The sequence below is a fragment of the Marinoscillum furvescens DSM 4134 genome (assembly GCF_003386095.1).
Taxonomy (GTDB): Bacteria; Bacteroidota; Bacteroidia; order Cytophagales; family Cyclobacteriaceae; genus Marinoscillum; species Marinoscillum furvescens.
In genome coordinates, this window is sequence record NZ_QREG01000006.1 from 148,615 (window position 1) to 170,018 (window position 21,404).

General features: G+C 46.3%; 8 protein-coding genes. 5 read left to right on the forward strand and 3 right to left on the reverse strand.

Going from position 1 to position 21,404, the window contains the following annotated elements:
* Positions 1–196 precede the first annotated feature (196 nt).
* The gene (locus tag C7460_RS08645; protein WP_115867692.1) at positions 197–4,213 is read right to left on the reverse strand and encodes a hybrid sensor histidine kinase/response regulator transcription factor; all 4,017 of its coding nucleotides are present in this window, start codon (positions 4,211–4,213) and stop codon (positions 197–199) included.
* A gap of 78 nt (positions 4,214–4,291) precedes the next feature.
* Entirely contained in the window at positions 4,292–5,692 is a 1,401-nt protein-coding gene (locus C7460_RS08650) for an arylsulfatase (RefSeq protein ID WP_115867693.1), read from the reverse strand.
* A 348-nt stretch (positions 5,693–6,040) separates the two neighbouring features.
* Here C7460_RS08650 and C7460_RS08655 point away from each other — a divergent pair, with 348 nt between their 5' ends.
* On the forward strand, positions 6,041–7,558 hold the full coding sequence (locus C7460_RS08655; protein ID WP_115867694.1) for a T9SS type A sorting domain-containing protein: 1,518 nt from the start codon (positions 6,041–6,043) through the stop codon (positions 7,556–7,558).
* Positions 7,559–7,725: 167 nt separating this feature from the next.
* Here the strand turns inward: C7460_RS08655 and C7460_RS08660 are convergent, their stop codons facing one another.
* Entirely contained in the window at positions 7,726–9,093 is a 1,368-nt protein-coding gene (locus C7460_RS08660; protein ID WP_115867695.1) for an alpha-L-fucosidase, read from the reverse strand.
* A gap of 413 nt (positions 9,094–9,506) precedes the next feature.
* Between C7460_RS08660 and C7460_RS08665 the strand changes: the two genes are divergently transcribed.
* The 4 genes from C7460_RS08665 (at position 9,507) to C7460_RS23720 (ending at position 21,207) form a co-directional block, all read left to right on the forward strand.
* Positions 9,507–14,687 carry an Ig-like domain-containing protein gene (locus tag C7460_RS08665; RefSeq protein WP_115867696.1) on the forward strand — a complete coding sequence of 1,727 codons (5,181 nt, stop codon included), beginning with the start codon at positions 9,507–9,509 and terminating at the stop codon, positions 14,685–14,687.
* Between the two features lie 94 nt (positions 14,688–14,781).
* Positions 14,782–17,847: a sugar-binding domain-containing protein gene (locus tag C7460_RS08670; RefSeq protein ID WP_115867697.1), complete on the forward strand. Its 3,066-nt coding sequence runs from the start codon at positions 14,782–14,784 to the stop codon at positions 17,845–17,847.
* Positions 17,848–18,130: 283 nt separating this feature from the next.
* Positions 18,131–21,022 carry a T9SS type A sorting domain-containing protein gene (locus C7460_RS08675; RefSeq protein ID WP_115867698.1) on the forward strand — a complete coding sequence of 964 codons (2,892 nt, stop codon included), beginning with the start codon at positions 18,131–18,133 and terminating at the stop codon, positions 21,020–21,022.
* A 17-nt stretch (positions 21,023–21,039) separates the two neighbouring features.
* Positions 21,040–21,207, forward strand: a complete 168-nt coding sequence (locus C7460_RS23720) for a PID-CTERM protein-sorting domain-containing protein (RefSeq protein WP_170147942.1) — start codon at positions 21,040–21,042, stop codon at positions 21,205–21,207.
* Positions 21,208–21,404: the final 197 nt, after the last annotated feature.

Here is a 21,404-nt window from a genome sequence, read left to right on the forward strand (position 1 = left end):
AGGTTTCTGTTACATTCAAATGATAAGATCTTCGTAATTAGATTGGTGTTACGATTAGTCGCCAAAAAGCGAATTCATAACGAGACAAATATGCGAGAATCCAATCCCGAACTAAGGGGGTAGATTGCTAATAGACGGTGCGAGTATTGTTCAAAACCCCATTTAACTCAAGAAAATGGGATTTTATAGTAAGTTTTTATAATAATCTTTTGGGTGCATCCATTTTCACATCCGATGGCAGACGGTTAAACTCCTTCTTGAAAATGCTTCGGAAATATTTCACATCATTGAAGCCTACAAAGAAGGCTGCCTCACTCACATTCATCTTACCACTGGAAATGAGCTCTTCGGCTTTCTTCAACTTCAGCTTTCTGATAAACTCATTGATCGATAGCCCTGTGACGGATTTGAGCTTACGATACAGCGATGCCCGGCTAAAGCCTAGTTCACGAGCCAGCTCATATACACCTATGTCTTTTCCGGTTTCCAGGCGCTCTTTGAAGATGACTTCCTCAATTTTTTGTAGAAATTCCATCTCCACCTGCACGCGAGAGTCTTCTTTCTTTTGGTCTTCGCTGGTCTCAGCTTCCTCACTATCAGCTTGTCCCAAAAAGTAAGACTTGAGCACTACCCGGCTTTTGAGCAAGTTATCAACCCTTGAAAGCAGCAGTTCCTCGTCGAATGGCTTCACCATGTAACTATCTGCCCCTTCTGAATAACCCAATATAGTATCTTCGGTAGAGTGCTTGGCAGTAAGCAGAATAATCGGGATATGACTTGTCCTGGAGTCATTTTTCAATGCCTTGCACAGGTCTATGCCTGTTTTTACCGGCATCATCACATCCGAAACAATAAGGTCTGGAATCTCCTCCATGGCTAGTGCGATACCTTTTTCCCCATTGGTGGCTACATACACTACATATTTGTTTTCCAGCACTTGCTTGAGGTAGCTGACGATATCTTCATTGTCATCTACGATGAGCAGGCGTTCACGCTTATCATTCGGATCTACTACCTGATCAGATAGTTCGTCAGTTTCCTGAGTAGCAGGGTATTCTGGTATTTCCAGCGTAAGCGGGCGCTGCTCCACAAACTCCATCTGCCCGAGATGCTCTTTCCCTTTGGGTAATGAAAAGTAAAAATCAGCGCCTTCATTTTTGAGGTTACGAACCTTGATCACACCTCCATGAAGTTCCACGATTTTTTTCGTGAGTGCCAGACCTATACCTGTTCCTGACACACTTTTGGAATCGTAGGCCTGGTAGTACCACTGAAAAATCGTCTTGATAGAATCCTTTGGTATCCCCGGTCCCGTGTCTTTGACTGAAACGGTCACCTGATCTGATGCTTCGGTAAGTGAAACGGTAATGCGTCCACCAGTGGGGGTGTATTTAAAGGCATTAGAAAACAGGTTATTCATGACGATTTCGAGCTTTTCGGCATCCACCCATAGCGCCAGTTCCTGATCGGGCTTTTCAAATAAGAGGGTGACGTTTCTAAACTTGGCCAAATCACGGTAATTGCTGATAATCGAGTCCAGCACTTCTACAATATCGTACTTACTCACCTGCAACTTGAAATTCCCAACTTCGGCTTTCCTAAACTCCAGCATCTTGTTGATCAGGTTACTCAGTGAAAGTGCATTGCGCTGTATCAGCTTGAGACCTTCTCTCACCTCATCATCCTTAGCCCGGATGATCAGGCTTTTGAGCGGCCCAATAATCAATGTAAGTGGTGTACGCAGCTCATGCGAAAAGTTGGTAAAAAACCTGATGCGCTCCTGATTGAGCTTATGCTCCTGAAAGCGAATTTTCTTTTCATACACCAGCGAACTTCTCAGCTGAATTTGTGAAGTATAATACCAGACAAAGAGCAGCAGCAGACCAAGTCCTACAATTATGTAAAGGATTATGGCCGTTTTGGTTTGCCATATAGGTGGCTCGATAACCAACTCTACACGCTTTACATCTACTTTGGAGCCATCCATGGTCTTAGCGATACGAAAAGTATATTCTCCAGGACTTAGGTTGCCATAAGTGATGGCGTCCGCTCCACGTGCCACGTTCCACTGCTGATCACTGCCCTCTAAAGTGTAATGAAGCATTTGCTTGGCAGCCACGGGATAGTTGAGAGTTTCAAACTCAAACGTAAGTACGTTGTGATCATATGGCAGTACTACAGGCCCCTGAGCAAATAAAGGAGATTTTCGACCTTCCAGGTCGGTAATGGAGTTACCCAATATGAGGATGTCGGTAAGCAGTGGCTTTTGATTGGTGGTATTGGCTTTTAGGTTTTCCGTATCTACAATATTTAGTCCACGCGTACCCCCGAAGGCTAACCGGCCGTTTGGGAGCCTGGCCACAGACCCCACATTAAACTCGCCTTTTTGTACATTATAGGACGAGCCAAAATTTTGAAAAAGCTTATCGGTTACATTAAAAACGCTAATCCCTCTATCCGTAGCTATCCACAGCTCACCCGCTTCATCAAACTCCAATGCTCGAATACTATTATTGATTAGACCTTCATTTTCATCGTAGATCACATAAGTGGAATCGAGGGTATTAAACTTCACCAGCCCATTATACCTTGTGCCGATGTAGAGATGGTCTCCCCATAGCCTGATACTGGATATCTTGTTGCCCTTAAACTCTCGAATGATGTTGGCATCTATTTTAGTAAACTCACGGTTTTCTGGATGGTAATAGAAAAAGGTCTCACTATAGCCAGAAATCCAATAGCCACCGTTCTGATCTTCACATATCGATCGGACATCCATGCCTCTAAACTCATCTATGGAAAAGAAGCGTTCAAAAACTGCATCATAAATCTGCAACCCTCCTCCATTGGTACCAATAAACAATCTTCCTCTGGAGTCTTCAAAAATCAACCTTACGTCATTCCTGTTAATGGTGTTTCGGTGCTCCTTATTTCGCTGATAAACACGTCTGGCACCTGTTTTCAGGTTTAGGCGGATTAAGCCTTCTTTGTATGTACCGACCCAAAGCACATCATCGGCCGTTTGGTGTATAGAGAGCACCGCCAGATCATCCGACATCCCAAACCTGCTTAACACCCCTCGTTGCACCTCGCCAGTTTTGATATTGAGGCTATTGAGACCACCGCCATCTGTGCCTATCCAGAGTATATCATCTGCGTAATCCAGCCCCCAGACACGCTGATGACTAAAGTGAACTTTAGCCCGTGGGTTACCGTCTATGAGTCGAATAGAAGCCCTTTTTGGACCTACGTAATTTATACCTGAACTCCACGTACCCATCCATATAGCTCCCTCTTCATCTTCGAAAAAAGTCTGAATGGTTTTACTAAATACACTGGACCCGTCTGAGCGTGGAGTGTAATAATCAAACTGCAGATCCGGGCCAAAGTCTTCCACAGGGGTTTTACTAATCGCAAGGCCTTCTTCACGAGTACCTATCCACAAGTGTCCCTCTTTGTCCAAATACGAAGCTACTATGTCCGTTTCATTCAGGTAGGCATTGTCAGTTGGTTCAAATTGTCGCTTTTCAGCATCAAAAACATACAAACCAAGATTAGTGCCCAGCGTAAGTCGATTGAGGTAGCAGCTTGGCTTGTTTAACACAATATCGTCTCCGATAAAAATGCGTTCTGTGGTTCTGTCGTTAAGATGGTGTATGAGCAAATGTCCTCCGTGCTGCACCACACAGACCGATGTATCTCCCATGTAGGAGATATACATCGCATTCGAGGAGCCAGTTCGCTCGGGCTTGTAATAATTGTAGGATTCCCCGTCGTAGACCAGAAGTGCACTATTGCTAAATGCTACAGCTACATCTCCTTTACTGTTTTGGGTGATTGCCACGCTGGCATGACTGAGCTTCACTCCTGCTATGGAATCCAGCCGCGAAAACCTCATGGTTTCCAGATCCAAAATTTCCAACCCCAAACTGGTACTTATCCAAATGCGATTGCTATTGGCTTCATACAATACATCGTTGAGGTTGTTGCTGATGATCGAGTTGGGATCATTGATATCATGCCGAAAGACTTTAAACTCATTGCCACCATACCTGCACAGTCCATCTGCTGTAGCCACCCACATAAATCCGATGGAATCCTGAGCAAATCCATATACCAGGTTATTAGAAAGCCCGTCTTCTACATTGATATTGGTGAATGATTTATTAAAAGCATCGAACAACTCCTGTGCTGCACCCAAACGAGGCAGCATTGTGGAGCAAATAAGTATTATCCAAAAACAACGTCTCACTTCTATCAATCTAAACAGCCATTAAACTCTTGCCACACATTATTTCTTGCTTTTTTCCAGTTTCACCAGTGGAAACTCTGGATGCTCGGATCTGGCACGTGCAAGCAACTCCTTCAATTCTTTGGCTCGCTCATGCTGCTCCTGATATACATTTTGCTCCTCGGCAGGATCCTTTTCGATATGATAAAGCTCATAATGTGATCCCACAAAATACAACAATTTCCAGTCACCCTTCATGATCGCCTGTATGGGCCCTTTACGTTCATTAAACTCCCAATACAAATAATCATGATTTTTTTGCCTGAGCCCTCGCAGTGCATTCAAATAGGAAATGCCGTCAGTCGGTGCTGAGGGAGTTACGTTTGCTATGTCACAAGCTGTAGGCAGAAAATCCCAAAACGCCGACGGGTGGTCAGATGTAGTTCCTGGCATTATTATTCCTGGCCACGTAGCTACAAAAGGCACGCGTATGCCTCCTTCATATAAATCACGCTTTCTCCCCCGAAAAGGTCCATTGCTATCGAAAAAGGGATCATTCACCCGGTCATATTCATGACCATTGTCACTAGTAAAAACAACCAAAGTATTCTCACTGACACCCAGTTCGTTCAGTTTAGCCAGCAGTCGCCCTATGTCATCATCCATTCTAGACACCATCGATGCATAAGTGACATGCCCATTGCGGTCATGCCGGTAGTGTCCCATTTTCATTTCACGCATCGGCCAGTCTTGTTGCTGATAATACGTTTTATATTCATCGGGAATGGTCAGCTCATAATGCGGAATGGTATATGCCAGGTATAGGAAAAAGGGCGAATCATGATGCTTTTCGACATATTCCAAAGCTTTATCGGTAAATAAATCCTGAGAATACTTACCTACTTTGTCTTTCATCACATTTCCTGTTAGTTCGATCAGACTGTCATTTTCCCAAAGGCGCTCCGGGTAGTAATGGTGAGCTGGCCCATGCCTGTTAAACCCAAAGAAATAATCAAATCCCTGATGATGTGGTTTGCCCTCATCCAGGTTTTCAGCCAACCCCCACTTTCCGATAACAGCAGTGTGATACCCCGCTTTCTTCAGCTCTTTTGCTACGGTGTTTTGAGTTTGAGACAGATCTACAGGTGCCCCGGATCGTGTCCACCTTGGGTTGCCTCTAACCGGAGAGTGTCCCGTATGCAGACCCGTAATCAATGAAGCGCGAGAAGGCCCACAAACGGTAGACCCGGCATAATGCCGGGTGAACACTATACCCTCTGCTGCCATTCGGTCGAGAACAGGGGTTTTTATTTTGGTTTGCCCGTTAAAGCCAACATCTCCATATCCCAGATCGTCAGCGAGAATAAATATGATATTAGGCTTATTCTTAGTAGTCTCTGGCTGAGAGCATACCACCTGAACCGACAACACTACGCTCAGTACATAAAAAAATAGTTTCATTTCTGAAAACCAGTTTTTGAGATTATGACACTTTCCATATTAGGCAATTCCACCAGGAAGTATTTTTAAAATTTTTAACGCGCACACGAATATGCACGATCTATCAAAAGAACCGAAGACCAGGCGCACGGAGCAGGTGTTTTTTGTTCATTTATGGGTGAAAAACGTTTTAAAGCTCTATCGCAAGCCATTTTTCATACTTTTTCGATATCCTCAATAAAACCCTTAATATCTCTCCGTAATTGCCAAATTCTCAAAATACCCCCAGCTATTGAACAATTATTCCATGCACACTATCTGAAAAAATGGAAATCTTGACCGTCGATTTATTACCTAAACTTTTAAACTATGAAACAAGTACTACAGAAGCTTGCACTCATGACCATTTTCATGAGTGCTGTGATTTTGACTTATGGCCAGGCATTCACTATTGACCCTGCTACCTCCCATCAAACAGTCACGTTTGGAGGAGATGGTAAGCTCACCATCAAAGACTGGGCAGAGAAAAATGTATCTACCACAGCCCAAAAGCTATTCGGTGATATGAACCTGAAAATTTTGCGGGTTCCAATCTTTGCCCTGCAACCAATCACGGACAATATCTACGACAATGTGATCACAGTGATCCAGGAAGTACAAAGCGTAAATCCCAACGTGAAGATTTTTGCGAGCATTGCCAATGGCGATGGATACGGCACACACCTCCACAACGCTGATAAATTTCCCAGCAACTGGAAAGGATGCTGCAGCTACAACGTCTACAGCCTCAACCTCACGGCTTATGCGGCCTATTTGGATAGCTTCATGACGCGCATGAGCGATGCTGGCATCACTATAGACTATCTGGGCCCATGGAACGAAGACCCTGCAGATGATTCTGATCATAGAAAGGTTTTTGATCAAATGAACAACCTGGGCTCCACCCAAAAAGTGGGGCTGGAGCGATGGGCGCTGCAAACCTCCATCAATGATGTGAATGATGTAGAAGACCGCACCGATATCATTGGCTCACACTTTTATGATGACACAACCATCCCGCAATCCAACTGGGAATCTAAATGGAGCGATCTGGTAACTCAATCCGCAGATCCTGTGTGGTACACCGAATCTACACGCTACTCAACCGCCGATCGTCTGGACCTGCTGGTAGCTGGCATGGACAACATCTTCCCGGCCATCAATGCAGGAGCTGAGGCAGTAGTTTTTTACCAGGTAGTGAAGCGATTCGTCTATGCCAATGGCAACGAACTGCCCATTAAATACAGTGGATTCAAGGCACTGGTAAACGGTGCTGACGGTAAACAAGTGATAGAGACGGCCACTACCGACAGTGACATACAAGGTGTGGCATTTTCTGACGGCAGCACAGCAGAAGTGTACCTACTCAACAGAAGCAGCAGTTCCAAAGTAGTGAATTTCCAACTTCAAAATGGCTACAAAGCATCTGGCACCGTAAGCCGGTGGATTTGGGATGCCACCAATACAGAAACTGTAAACACCTACTATCTCGGAAACAACGCTAACTGGAATGTGACCGTGCCTGCCGATGGGTTCGTACGTGTGCAGGTGCCACTTGCCGCTCCGGGCGCACGAAAAAGTGAGCTAGCCGCTAGTTTATCCAGCTCAGCACTTAGTGTACACCCGAACCCCGTGATGGATGGCAAAATAAACATATCCGGAATATCACTCGATGAGGGTTCTCTGCACACCACCATCTATACCCTGGACGGACGCAAAGTGCATGAAGCTACACTGCAAGCTGCAGATCAGATGGAGTTGATAACACCCTCTAATCTCAAGGGACTGTACCTGCTGAAAGTCACTCAAGGCGCACGCTCTTTTGAAAGCAAAATATATTTTAAGTAAACAAAAAACCCGGGGATCTCAACGCATGAGACACCCGGGTTTTATTTAAAACGATGACCTGATAATTTAAAAAACCAACATGAAACAATTTTTCACTAACCTCCTTCTCACTATTCTCGGATTGATCATATTGTACTTAGGGGCGGCTGGCTAAGCGGCCTGCCACCCTATTCTTCTAGAAAGATCTCTATCACAGGGATTTCCACATTGGGCTTAGTCACAGGTAGCAGCAAGTTTACATCCTGAGCCCTGGTTTTTTCTTTGCCCCATGCGCCGTGTGATTTACCTATTTTTATCTCCGAAGCATCATGCAAAAACTGCGCATACTTGATCTTCCCTGCAAAGCCTGGCATTAGGAAGTTTTTCATCGGATAATCCAGTAGGTGCACATACAATCTATTGGTTTCCGGATTGTAGGTCAGTAGTGTATGATCTGGTGCCTCAAACTCCTCAGGGGCTTGCGTACATCCATAGATGGAACGGTCATTGAACTTCATCCAGCTTCCAATTGCTTCCAATGCCTGATCTGCCCGGTAGTCAAACATCCCACGTGCTGTTGGTCCTACATTCAATAGCAAGTTGCCTCCTTTACTCACTGATTCGATCAAAAGAACGAGCAGCTGCTTGGTGTCTTTCCACGTGTGCTCATCACGGTAATAGCCCCAGGATCCTGAAAACGTCTGACACGTTTCCCAAGGAATGCGTACGCCATTTTCTGTTGGCCATTGTTGTACTTTAAACTGCTCCGGAGTGGTAAAATCCCACCCTCCCTCATAATCTTTGAGGTCAAGGCGATCGTTTACAATAACTCCTGGCTGTAGCTCACGCACCATCTTGAGCAGCTCTAAAGAGCCCCAATCTTCTTTACCCTTTCCATATTTACCGGGATATGAAAAATCTAACCATAAAATATCCACCTGACCATAGTTGGTCATTAGTTCGCGCACCTGATTGTGAAGATACTTTCGGTACACCGCCATATCCCTTCCTTTATTGAGTGACTTATACTCATCATCAGTTTTGGGCTTTTGAGGATGACGACTATCTATGGTGAAATCCGGGTGATGCCAGTCTATCAATGAGTAATAAAACCCTATTTTCAATCCTTCGGCTCGAAACGCATCTACCCATTCCTTCAAAATATCTTTTCCATAAGGCGTATTGACAATGTCATAATCCGTGTAATCAGAATCATACATACAAAAGCCTTCGTGATGCTTAGTAGTAATTACTGCGTATTTCATTCCGGCTTCTTTCGCCTTTCTGGCCCACTCAGTAGGGTCAAACAAATCCGGATTGAATAAATCGAAATACTTCTGGTACTCGTCATTTGTCATCTTCTCCCGTTTTTTGACCCACTCATGGCGAGCAGCCTGTGAGTACAGCCCCCAGTGAATAAACATCCCAAACCGGTCGTTGGTCCACCAGGCCAGTCGATCTTTCTTCTGCTCAGGAGTTTCAGACCAAATGACCTTTTGACAAATGGCTGGCAACACGGCCATCGAGAGCATTAAAGAGATTAATAACTTTTTCATTTTACAGATCTTTAAAGAAATTTTGATTTAGCTTAATGTACATACTAACCCCTCTACATCTTCCATAAGTGCAACGCACATCACAAGGAAGCTGCAGACTGTCAATTTTTGACTCCATCAAGCTAGATAGACTAATCCTACCTCACCAAACCCAGTGATAGATTTGATCAATTACTCCCCTTTATTTTGATGAAATGTCTAAGTCGTAATTCACTTTAAAACGTGTTTATACAACGCTCCGAACCAACACCCCCCCTTCTTTGACTCATAAAACCCTATGGATGAAAGTGCCTTCTAAGGATTTTTGAGAAAAAGTTAATCTCATTTATGGACGTATCTCCAATCATCCGTCTCTTGAAAGGCAAATGATCCTCAAGACTGGAAAATACGAGCAAGACCTAAACCACATTTAAATGAAACACCTTTTCACGTTAGCATTACTGATTTGTACCACGGTGCTATTTGCACAAAAAAAACTGGTAGACAACAGTGCTGCCTCCAACTCCCCGAGTAATGGGCCATCTTACCTTATCGTCTCTGAAGATGACAGCAAAATGACCTACCTGGGGAATGGCACGCAATTCTTCTTTATTGACATCCCCAATTACACCACCACTTCCACCACGGCTGCACAGTTTACCGAAGTAGAACGTGTGGGCAATGTAATCTTTGGACGCGGGAAGGTAGCCTCTGCTGATCAGGACGAACTGATCTATGCTACCACTGAGGGGGTAACCTTGCTCGACTATTACACCACGGCCGCAAACTTCCCCAGAATCTGGACGCAGACAGGCAATGGTGCCTATTTTGGTTCTGGAAAATTCATGCCAGACAATGCCGGGCGTGATTTCATAAGGGTTTCTCCAGATCTATCCACTGTTACGAGACCTTTCAACAATGTGTCTGGTGGTGGTGTAGACCTAATCAACAAAAATCTCTATCAGGTACAAATGGTACCATTTGCCGGAGATAAAATCCTGGTTAAAGCCAAGCGTACATCTTCAGACGAAGAATACTTCGTATGGGACGATACCGACCAAACGAGCATCCAAATCACCGATGTGGACCACTCCAACGCAGACGCCACTTCTACAGCACAATGGCCACTGGGAAAAGCTTACGGCGATCGGGTCATTTTCTTTTACTACGACAAAATATACACCAGCGACGGAACCGCAGCAGGGACCACAGAAATAGCAGATGCCAGTGGTATGCATCTCCACGGAATAGGTGGAGGCAGCAACTTCGCCATCTTCGGCAATGCCCCTGATGGTGACCTGGAACCGTACCTCTATACTGATGGAGGCACACCTCAAAAGATAGACCTGAACGCTTCGGGTAGCTCTGATCCACGCGATTTTCGTCAAAATGGAGACTATACCTTTTTCATAGCAAACACAGGTGATGGCTATGAGCCTCACATTTCAGACGGCACCGTGGCAGGCACGAAACTTTTGCTAGACATCAACCCCACCGGAGGCTCACTGGAGCCAGTCAACAGCTACAACAAAAATAATAGCATAGAAGCTGGCAATGGCTTTGCTTTTGGAGCTACTGATGGCACCAACAGCTACATCTATTTCACCGATGGAGTAAACATCGTCACGCTCAATAATGGCGAAGACTACCTCGGACTGTTTACCAGCCAGCCGCATGCCATGGCTGCTACTGAGCAGTACCTTTATTTCACTGACAATGACAAAGACGTCTTCCGTGTAACCATCCCAGACAACATTTACAATGGCGCTGAATGGTCACAAGGTGCTCCTGTAGCGGGTCAGTCGCTGTACTTCAACGCTGACTACACTATTTCTGAAGACCTAACGCTGACTAGCGCCCACATACCCGAGGGAGTCACTCTGACGATCACCAGCGGAGCTACCCTCACCATAGATGGCGAGCTATACAACAAAGGCACAATCAACGAAGATGGAGGGACGCTCGTCTGGAATGCGCCTATTTCCCTGATCAACCTCGCACCGGTGCTGGCTAAGGTCAATACGTTTATGGAAACAGCTGAAGCAGGCTTTGAAGTAGGACAATACCCCTCAGCCATGATGGCCCAACTCTCAGACTCACTGAGCAAAGCCAATGACATCAAAGCCAATCCTGAAAGCCAGGAAGCTGTGGATGCGATGGCTGAAAACCTGAACGCGTACTTCAAAGAGGTACTATGGGCGCAAATACAGCCGGTAAAAAAGTATAGAAACAACCTGCAGATAGTCCTTGGAGACATGAAACAGGCTCAAATCAAAAACTCCATCGCCACTAAAGATGAAATCGACTTCCTGCTGATCGGAATGCGCAACCTGCAAGTGGATGGCATTCGCATCGATATCTTTGGAGAGGCCCCAGGAGACTCTGTCACCCTCAATCCTAACAAGGAGATTTACGACTACCTGTACACACAGGCCAAAGCCCATGGTTTCAAAATCTTCGCCAACCCTGCCGAATTTGGTGGTGGAAGAAGAATTGCTAACAACAATTTGGATGAACTGGGAGATGAAGTCAATGGCGTATTGATCAAGTCCAACAGGTTAAGAGACCGCATCATTGAGTTTGCAGCCGAGTACGAAGTAGACTATATCAGTCCTTTCAATGAAGATTGTGTAGGCGCAGGCGGAGGGTGTTTCAATGCCTCTCAGGTAAAGTCTATCTACAGCGCTTTGGTAGGCAATGTCAATGGTGCCACCATTGTAGGTGGTGACAATCACAATCTACAAGCTGGTATCAATGCATACAAAAACACCGAGATCAGGGATTATATCTCCGTAGCTACCTGTCACAACCTCATGTTTCAGCATGATAAGTGGAGTGAATTTATGACGCTTGCCAGCGAAAAAGGACTGCCAGTGTGGGATTCAGAAGCCACGGACAATCCAAAAGATTATGATAAAAATGGCACCATAGAGGAATCACGAATGGTAGCCGCCATCGATGCGGGTGTAGATGGCCTGGTGTATTACAACAACTGGGCGACCATTGACCTGGAAAATGGTAATATCAATGCCGCTGGGATCGCTGGAAGAGACAAATACATCGAAGACAATGTCACTCTGGTAAGCAGCATCTCCATAACTGGTGCTACACAGGTAGACCTGGAAAATACCACTACCCTCACAGCCTCACTTTTACCTGCAGATGCCCACGACACACGGATACACTGGTCTTCATCAGACGAATCCAAAGCTACCGTAGACCAGGATGGTGTAGTCACGGCTATCGACCATGGCGATATTCAGATAATCGCCTCGGCAATAGATGGCTCTGGCGTAAGCGATACGTTCAACATCCGCATAGGTGATACGTTTGTGACGGCCGTAACACTCAGTGGACAAAGCGAAATGCAAATAGAATCTACTCAGCAGCTGACAGCCACAGTATCACCAGAAGATGCTACCAACCCGGAAGTCACCTGGACGAGCAGCGACACAAATCTTGCCACGGTGGATGCAACTGGTTTGGTCACCGCAGTGGACCTGGGAGAAGTAACCATCACTGCTACTTCCACAGACGGTACCGAGGTGTCTGGCAGTTTCAGTATCACGATAAACCCTATTCTGGCAGAGGAGATCTTTGTAGATGGATCGACGGTAATGGACCTAAACAGCACGGCAACCACTCAAACGCTAACAGCTGTATTTACCCCATCCAACACCACTAACCAATCGGTGGTGTGGTCGTCTGACAATACGGATGTGGCTACAGTAAACGCACAAGGTGAAGTCACAGCGATAGCAAAAGGAACGGCCATCATCAGTGCAACAGCTATAGACGGCTCTACGACTGTAGGCACAATAGAAATCACCGTTACTGACAGTTTTGTACCGGTAACCTCTGTAGCTGTTGAAGGAGCCAGCGAAATGACCGATACCGAGACCCAAAGTCTTGTTGCCACAGTGATGCCAGAAAACGCCACGGACAATTCTGTAGTTTGGCACTCAGCAAACACGGAGATACTTACTGTCAATCCCACTAGCGGAGTGGTAACGGCTGTAGGCGTAGGAACTACTACTGTAACAGCCACGGCGGCAGATGGATCCGAAGTTTCTGATGCTATCGAAATCACTGTTTCGCCTTTGCTGGTAACAGCCATCAGTATCACAGGAAATGCTACCATGGTAGACGAAACTACCCAGATACTGACAGCCGCTGTAACGCCATCAGAGGCTACCAATACAGAAGTAACCTGGTCTTCCAGCAATACTGCTATTGCTACGGTATCTACCGCTGGTGAGGTAACTGCCGTGGCTCCGGGTGAGGTGACCATCACTGCCACAGCCAACGATGGTTCCAATGTAGCAGAGACCTTCGTGATCACTGTTTCACCATTGCTGGTAGCTGAGGTGACCGTAACCGGCGAAACCTCCATGCTCGATGCCTCCACACAAACACTTCAGGCTACCGTGAGCCCTGAAAATGCATCAGATGTGTCTGTCTCCTGGTCGAGTAGCGATAACACTATTGCCACAATAGACGAAACGGGTAAGGTGAGTGCAATGGCTCCTGGAGAGGTTACTCTTACTGCTACTGCTAACGATGGATCAGAAGCATCAGGTGCTATTACGGTTACCGTTTCACCACTTTTAGTATCTGCCATAACAATAGCAGGAGAAACTTCCATGCTGGATGCGGCAAATCAAACGCTGGTAGCTAATGTGTCGCCGGCTGAAGCCACAGACCCTTCAGTCACCTGGTCGAGTAGCAATGAAGCCATCGCCACTGTAGATGCCCAGGGAATGGTCACTGCCAGGGCGGTTGGCGAGGTGACAATCACCGCCACAGCCAATGATGCATCTGGCGTTACTACCGAGATTCAAATCACCATTTCACCTCTACTCGTAGCTGAGATCAGTATCTCAGGAGAAGGTTCCATGCAAAAGGATGATACCCAACAACTGACCGCTACAGTAAGTCCTGAGCAGGCTACTGATGCTTCCGTGACCTGGTCGAGCAGCGACGAGGCAGTAGCTAGTGTAGATGGTACTGGTTTAGCAACGGCACATAGCGTAGGTAGCGTCACCATTACTGCCACTGCCAACGATGGCTCAAACGTAACCGGTTCATTCGAAATAGAAGTAAAACCTATTCTAGTTGCAGAAATCACCATCGCAGGAACCAATGCCATGATGGTAGCAGAAACTCAATCGCTTTCTGCCACGGTAACACCTACTAATGCCACAGATGCCTCCATCACCTGGTCGTCTGGTGATGAGCAAATCGCCACGGTAGATGCAACCGGTCTGGTGACTGCTATATCAGCGGGCACAGTGGACATTACTGCTACGGCAAATGATGACTCTGGAGTGAGTGCAAGTCTGCAAATTGTAATCGCTCCCCTGCCACTTGCCAGCAATGAGCACATTTCAGTGAGCATTTATCCAAACCCTACCATCGGTTTGCTAAACCTGGAGCTACCCAATGGAGTCCATAAGGGAAGCTACCAGCTAATAGATGTACTAGGGCACACACTGCTGGAAGGAACGCTTGCAGCCTCTCAGCAACTGGATATTTCAACATTCGAAAAAGGAGTCTATTTCCTCAAGCTGGAATTGGATGGCTCATCCTCATTGGAGAAGGTAATCCTGAAATAATGGAATGTTAAAGCTAATTAGTTCCTACATGTTTTATAATCTCATAAGGTCTGCACGCGTGCAGACCTTTGATTTATTCCCAAAATCAAACAGAATGAAACTCATACGTTACGCACTTTGCATTGCATGGACTGTTGTATGCTTTCATGCAGCTAATGCTCAAAGGGTTGAAAAATCCATCTTGGATGGCTGGAAATTTTCACTTTCAGATGATTCCCTGGCCGCTACCAATGCTTTTGATGACTCAGAATGGACAGAGGTTAGCATACCTCACGACTGGGCATTTGAACAGGGCATTGCTAAAGACGGAGCCCAGAGAGCCAATGGAGGATATTTCGGTGGAGGTATTGGTTGGTATAGAAAAACCATCTCCTTGCCCGCAGCCTGGCAAAACAAGCGTGTCTACGTTGAATTCGATGGGGTGTACATGAACAGTGAAGTGTGGATCAATGGGCACTATCTTGGCAAACGTCCTTATGGATACATTCGATTCAGGTATGATTTAAGTGAATATTTAACACCGGGAGAAAATACGCTTTCCGTACGTGTAGACAACAGTCTGGAGCCGTCAGCCAGGTGGTATCATCCAGCAGGCATCTACGCCCCGGTACGATTGATTGCAACCGAAAAGCAATTCATCCAACCAAACGGAGTGTACATCACTTCCAGTATACAGGACAATGGAGATGCAGAACTCACCATCACCACTGACTTGTCCAACGAAGAAAAACTCAAAGGAAAGGCAGTACTAGAAACGGCTGTCATGGATGTAGCTGGTAAGTTAATCAGCAGCACTACCCGTACCATCAAATGGAAAAATGGTTCCGAACAGGAGGTCCTTTCCACTTTGACTGTACCCAATCCACAGCTTTGGAGCCCAGACTCCCCATACTTGTACAACGTCCGATCACGCCTGATCCAAAACAACAAAACCATCGATGAAGTGGATACCAACATCGGTATCCGGACCATAGAATGGGACACGGAAACGGGCTTTAGCCTCAATGGGGAGGTAACGAAACTCCTGGGCGTAAGTGAGCACTATGAAGGTGGACCAGTAGGTGGAGCATGGACCAAACCTCTCCTACGGTGGAAACTGCAGCTACTAAAAGACATGGGCGTGAATGCCATCCGCACAGCACACAACCCGGCGCCACCGATGTTTTATGACCTGTGCGACGAGCTAGGACTGATGGTTATGGACGAAATATTTGATGGCTGGAAAAGAAAAGCTCCTCAAGACTATGGTAAACAGGCCTTTGACCAGTGGTGGCAAAAAGACCTTACCGAGTGGATCACTAGCAACAGAAATCACCCATCTATTATTATATACAGTGTTGGAAATGAAACCAAAGGCGCAGTGGGTCAGGAACTCGTAGCGCTATGCCATGAGCTGGACCCTACCAAACCCGTAACCTCCGGACATAGCTCCTCTGAATACATGGATGTATTTGGGGTGAATGGAGGTAGCGAGAAAAAGACCTTTTTTACCAAACCTCGCCCCGACAAGCCCTTTGTTTCTACCGAAGCCCCACACACCTGGCAAACCCGAGGGTACTACCGATCCAAAACCTGGTACCGCGATGGTTTCAATGAGAAAATCGTCTTTGAAATACCAGACCTTACCGAAGACGAAATTTTCGAATATGAATGGAGTGCTCCACATACCTGGAAAAACCGAAAGCAACATTTTAACTCGTCCTATGACAATGCAACGGTGCGAATCAGCGCTCGCAAAAACTGGGAACTCATGCGCGACCTGCCGTGGTTTAGCGGCCACTTCAGATGGACCGGTTTTGATTATTATGGAGAAGCCGGATATGTGCATGGCGGCTGGCCTTTTAGGCTTTTTATGAGTGGAGCAGTAGATGTCGCGGGGTTCGAAAAAGACCTGTTTTACTTTTACCAAAGCCAATGGACCCAAGCGCCCATGGTGCATATGTTTCCACACTGGACACATCCCAAAATGGAATTGGGTACAGAAATTCCAATTTGGGTGTATTCCAATTGCGATGAAGTGGAGCTGTTTTATAATGGTGAGTCATTAGGCAGAGATGTCCCAGGCACACAGGCAGAGGAAATGCAATGCGAATGGATGGTGCCCTGGAAGCCCGGCACACTTACCGCCAAAGGATATATTGATGGAAAAGTAGTCGCCGAAAGCACAGTAAAAACAGCAAACCCTCCTGCTGATATTGCACTGTCAACAGAACAAATTGAGAGTAAGGAAGGCGAAGCAATCAACAAAATAGTGACGGTAGCCATTACTGATGAAGTGGGAACCACCTACCCTTATGGCGAAAATATGCTGTACTACCACCTCAATGGACCTGCAGCAATCATCTCTTTGGAAAATGGTGACCCGGTAGATACCAGTATTTATGCACATGCCAGACAAAAGAAAGCCTTTATGGGGCTCTCCAGAGCTTTCTTAAGACTGCACAACACCACAGATCCGGTTTCCATTACGGTAGGCAGCATTCTGGGCGAGAAAAACCTCATGACTTCAAACAAAGTCTCCATTGCGGTAAAACAAATAGACCTTCAAGGAAAAACACCCGAGCCGGAGTTTCAAATTTATTACACACTGGATGGCAGTACTCCAAACATACAGAGCGCTCGTTATTCCGGGCCGCTATCGATTGAGCCAGGCACCGTGGTAAAGGCCATTGTCAGTTCAAACGGTGAGCAAATCCTCAACCTCGAAGAAAAGTTTGATACCGACCTTGGCCTCTACTGGGGCACAGAACAATACAGCGAAACGATGACAGCTTCGACCGCTACTACACCGGGTACATCAAGTAAGGAGGCATCGCTAAAAGGTGCAAAAATAAAAAGTAGCCAGGGCGTAAGTTTTGCCGACTTTGGCGGGAAAGAAGGCTCCGTATCCTGGTACCAGGAAAACGACGGAGATGCCAGCACCAATCAGTTGACATTTTACTATGCCTCCGCTGATGCGTCTTCTCGGCCTATGGAGCTCTACGTAAACGATCAACTTATAACCACCATCCCTTTCAAAGCCACAGGGTCGTGGAATAGTAAGTGGGGCAAAGTAACTGCTACCTGCACACTCAAAAGTGGAGCGAACTACATCGAGCTTCGAACCACTGGCAAAAGTGGTCCGAACATCTCCTCCATGCAAGTAGAGCTATTGCCTTAAAGAGGCCTGATGAAATATCTTCTCTGAACAGCCGAACTATTTGCTATCATCTCATTTGAAACCCCTCTTATGCATGAGTGCTTAAGAGGGGTTTTTGCTTCATACTTACCTGCCCTACTCCACTCTACCCAAAGGAGTAACTACTATCAAATTCCAAGTAAAAAGCCCTAAAAATGCCGAAATGTTAATTTTCGAACAGTTTACCCCACCCTAATTGAACAGTTTACACCGGAGGTATGAAGGCTAGTGATAGTTACTTTGAGATATCACTAAATCCTTAATTATGAAAAAAATCATTACTTCGATGAAGGTTGTAATGTTGGGAGTACTACTGCTAGGAATCAGCAAGGCAGGGGCACAAACTCAACTCAGCAACACCACACCTTACACCGCACAACTCGTAACTGTCAATGGCAAAATTGCCTGGAGGTACAATGGCGGAGGCGCTGATCAGGGACTGGTCACATACGATCCCGGCACCAAAACACAAACGAACTATCACAGTGACTTAAGAGATTTGGTCAACCTCACCTCATATGGAGATTTTGCCATCTCCAGAGCCAATGATATCGGAGGTGGTACCGGCAATGGCATGATGATGACTGACGGTGAAAACTTCGAGATCTTAATCAACTATTCCAACCAGGGAGAAGCCAATTTTTACCACAATGGCATCATTTACCAAATAGCCAAACGCGATGAGATTGGCACCGCCCGAGGGGGCAATAGCGCCAGAAAACTCTGGGCATATAATACCCTGACCGGAACAGGCGAGCAAATCTCGGATGTAAAAGCCGAAGGCTTTGATCTAGGTAATGGCAATTTCAAAAGGAAAGCACCATTTGGTGAAAAGGTTTTGGTAGGACTTACTACTTCCGGATACAATCACCACCTCTTTACCGTAGATGGCACACTTGCCAATACCACACAGGTGGATGATGACATTAAAACCGAGGATATTGCTTTTATGCCTATCAGTGAGTCACTGGTATTATTCTTTGGACAAAGTATCTCCAACGATCAGGGAATAGAGCTGTACAAATATGATGGCACCAGCGTATCTATTGTAGAGGATTTGCAAACTGGCACCGCAGGCGGAGGCTATAGTGGTGAAGGGTTTGTAATGAACGGATATGCCTATTTTTCCGGGCCCAATGCCGTAGCAAACGACAACCTGTACCGCAGCAATGGCACCAGCATAGAGCTTGTTGAAGACTTTAGTGCGTCTGGCACGTCAGGGGCTAGCGCGATTGGAAGATATGCTGCGGTGTCCGACACCAAATTTGTATTTAGAGCTCAAGATGTAGACTCTGGTGACGGGAATGAGCTATGGGTAAGTGACGGCACCTCAGCGGGCACCTTCATGCTCATGGATATCAACACGGGCACTGGGGGCAGCAACATCAATGCCATGACCCCTATAGACGGAGGAGCTATATTCTTCGCTACTGATGGTACAGAAGAAGGAGTCTATTATACGGATGGCACTGAGGAAGGCACCAAACTCATTTCAGACCTCAGCCTTCACAATGGAGTAAAGGCCCTAACGGCGATTGGCTCCAGAGCCTATTTTGCTGACAAAAGCAACAACTTGTTTGAGCTAAGCATACCTGTAACCGGCACCACCACCTACACCACTAGTTGGGACCTGGGATCTCCTACAGCAGCTACCAACGCAATAGTAGAAGGAGACCTTACCATCAGCACTTCGCTAGAGGTCCAAAACCTCGAGGTAGCCAGCGGAGCTTCTATCACTGTAGAGGCTGGTGCTACACTCACGGTAATCGGTGATATTTTTAATGAAGGAGCCATCACCGTTCAGTCAGGAGGCAGCCTCATCACCAATGACGGAGAATACCTCATCGGCAATGATGTGGAAATCCTTCGCAACACCAGCGGATCTTCTTTAGGATATAGTTTCGTAGGCACACCTATAGAAGCCAATGCCTCAGTAACAGGTGCCAGCATAGGCAACCCGGTATATGCATATGACGAAACACAGGCCTATAGCGCTACAGGAGGTGACAGATGGGTAGATGCTTCAGCCACGGAGCTTGTTCCTGGTGTTGGCTATGCGCAAGCTGGTCAGAGCATGATCTCTTTCACAGGGACTCCAAACAACGGATCCATTACCGTAGAAGGCCTTACCTATAGCACTGGCACAGCCAGCAATCAAGGCTGGAACCTCCTCAGCAACCCCTACCCTGCAGCCATCAATGCACAGGATTTTATAGATGCCAATACCGCACTCGAAGGAGCCATCTACCTGTGGGATGATAAAAACAATGGCACTCAGGGTACGAATGACGACTATCTGACTGTAACATCACTGGGGATGATCGACCAACAAGGTCCCAACAGCTCATCGGAGTTTGATGGCTATATCGGCTCCATGCAAGGATTCTTTGTCAAACTACAGGCAGAAGGAACAGCCAGCGTCACTTTTACGGAAGACATGAGAAGTGCCGGAAACAATTCAGATGGTAACTTCTTCCGCAAAGGCGGTGCAACTGAGCTCAACATTAAATTGGCGATTTCCAATAATGCGGGTCTATACAACGAACTTTTGGTAGGCTTGCGCGAGGATGCCACAGAAGGTGTAGACAGGAGCTACGATGCATCCAAACTCATAGGCAATCCCGACTTTGCTTTTTACAGCTTCATTGATGACAACAAATACGCTATCCAGGGACTACCCGCATCAGGTGGTGTGAGTACCGAACTAGGCTTTGACCTGGCCGCCAGTAGCACACTTACACTATCTGTGGTAGACATGAGTGGCTTGGATGAGGGCATGACATTTATCCTCACAGACCATGTCACAGGCATCACCTACGATCTCAGCGAAGTAGACTCATTTGATTTTGCTGCTGTACAGGGCACTGACCAAAACAGGTTTACGCTCACTTACGCAGCAGCTGCAATACTCTCTTCGGAAGTAACTGCAAACCGTCCTACTTATAGATACAGCAACCAAACTCTGACCGTTGATTTCGCGAGTGCCACCGACATCTCCGCCTATGCGGTATATGACTTTTCTGGAAGATTGCTTTCAGCCAGCGATGTACAGAAGCGACAGGTAAAATCGCTGCAAGTGCCTATTCAGACGTCTGGCATCCACATTGTCCGAATCGTCACTACAGACGGCACATTCACCAGAAAATTCAAGTTTTAATTCAAAATTTCATCAACATGAAAACTTCATATATAAGCTTATCGGTCCTTATGATTTTGGTAGTCGTAGCCCCTGCTTTAGCACAGGGCGCGCCACCTGCCACTCCAATTGATGGCGGCCTCACTGCCCTACTGGCCGCAGGTGGCCTGTATGGCATCAAAAAAATAAGAGACCTAAGAAAATAAACTTCTAGCGATCACACTGAATTCAGGGCTTTCTCCAAAGTATCGTTGCTGTTCCTGGTGACACACTATGTGTCGAATTGAGCTCATCGAAAGGTTCCTCATCATCACGGAAGGGCATTCGATAGCCTGCATTTTGCGCATGCAAAGCCAGAAACCAGCAAGCCTTTGGAGGCAGCCCTGTTTTATTTGATCTGCTT

Coding starts and splice junctions, on each gene's coding strand:
- C7460_RS08675 (WP_115867698.1), top strand. CDS start 18,131: ATGAAAAAAATCATTACTTCGATGAAGGTTGTAATGTTGGGAGTACTA.
- C7460_RS08665 (WP_115867696.1), top strand. CDS start 9,507: ATGAAACACCTTTTCACGTTAGCATTACTGATTTGTACCACGGTGCTA.
- C7460_RS08650 (WP_115867693.1), bottom strand. CDS start 5,692: ATGAAACTATTTTTTTATGTACTGAGCGTAGTGTTGTCGGTTCAGGTG.
- C7460_RS08655 (WP_115867694.1), top strand. CDS start 6,041: ATGAAACAAGTACTACAGAAGCTTGCACTCATGACCATTTTCATGAGT.
- C7460_RS23720 (WP_170147942.1), top strand. CDS start 21,040: ATGAAAACTTCATATATAAGCTTATCGGTCCTTATGATTTTGGTAGTC.
- C7460_RS08660 (WP_115867695.1), bottom strand. CDS start 9,093: ATGAAAAAGTTATTAATCTCTTTAATGCTCTCGATGGCCGTGTTGCCA.
- C7460_RS08645 (WP_115867692.1), bottom strand. CDS start 4,213: ATGCTGCCTCGTTTGGGTGCAGCACAGGAGTTGTTCGATGCTTTTAAT.
- C7460_RS08670 (WP_115867697.1), top strand. CDS start 14,782: ATGAAACTCATACGTTACGCACTTTGCATTGCATGGACTGTTGTATGC.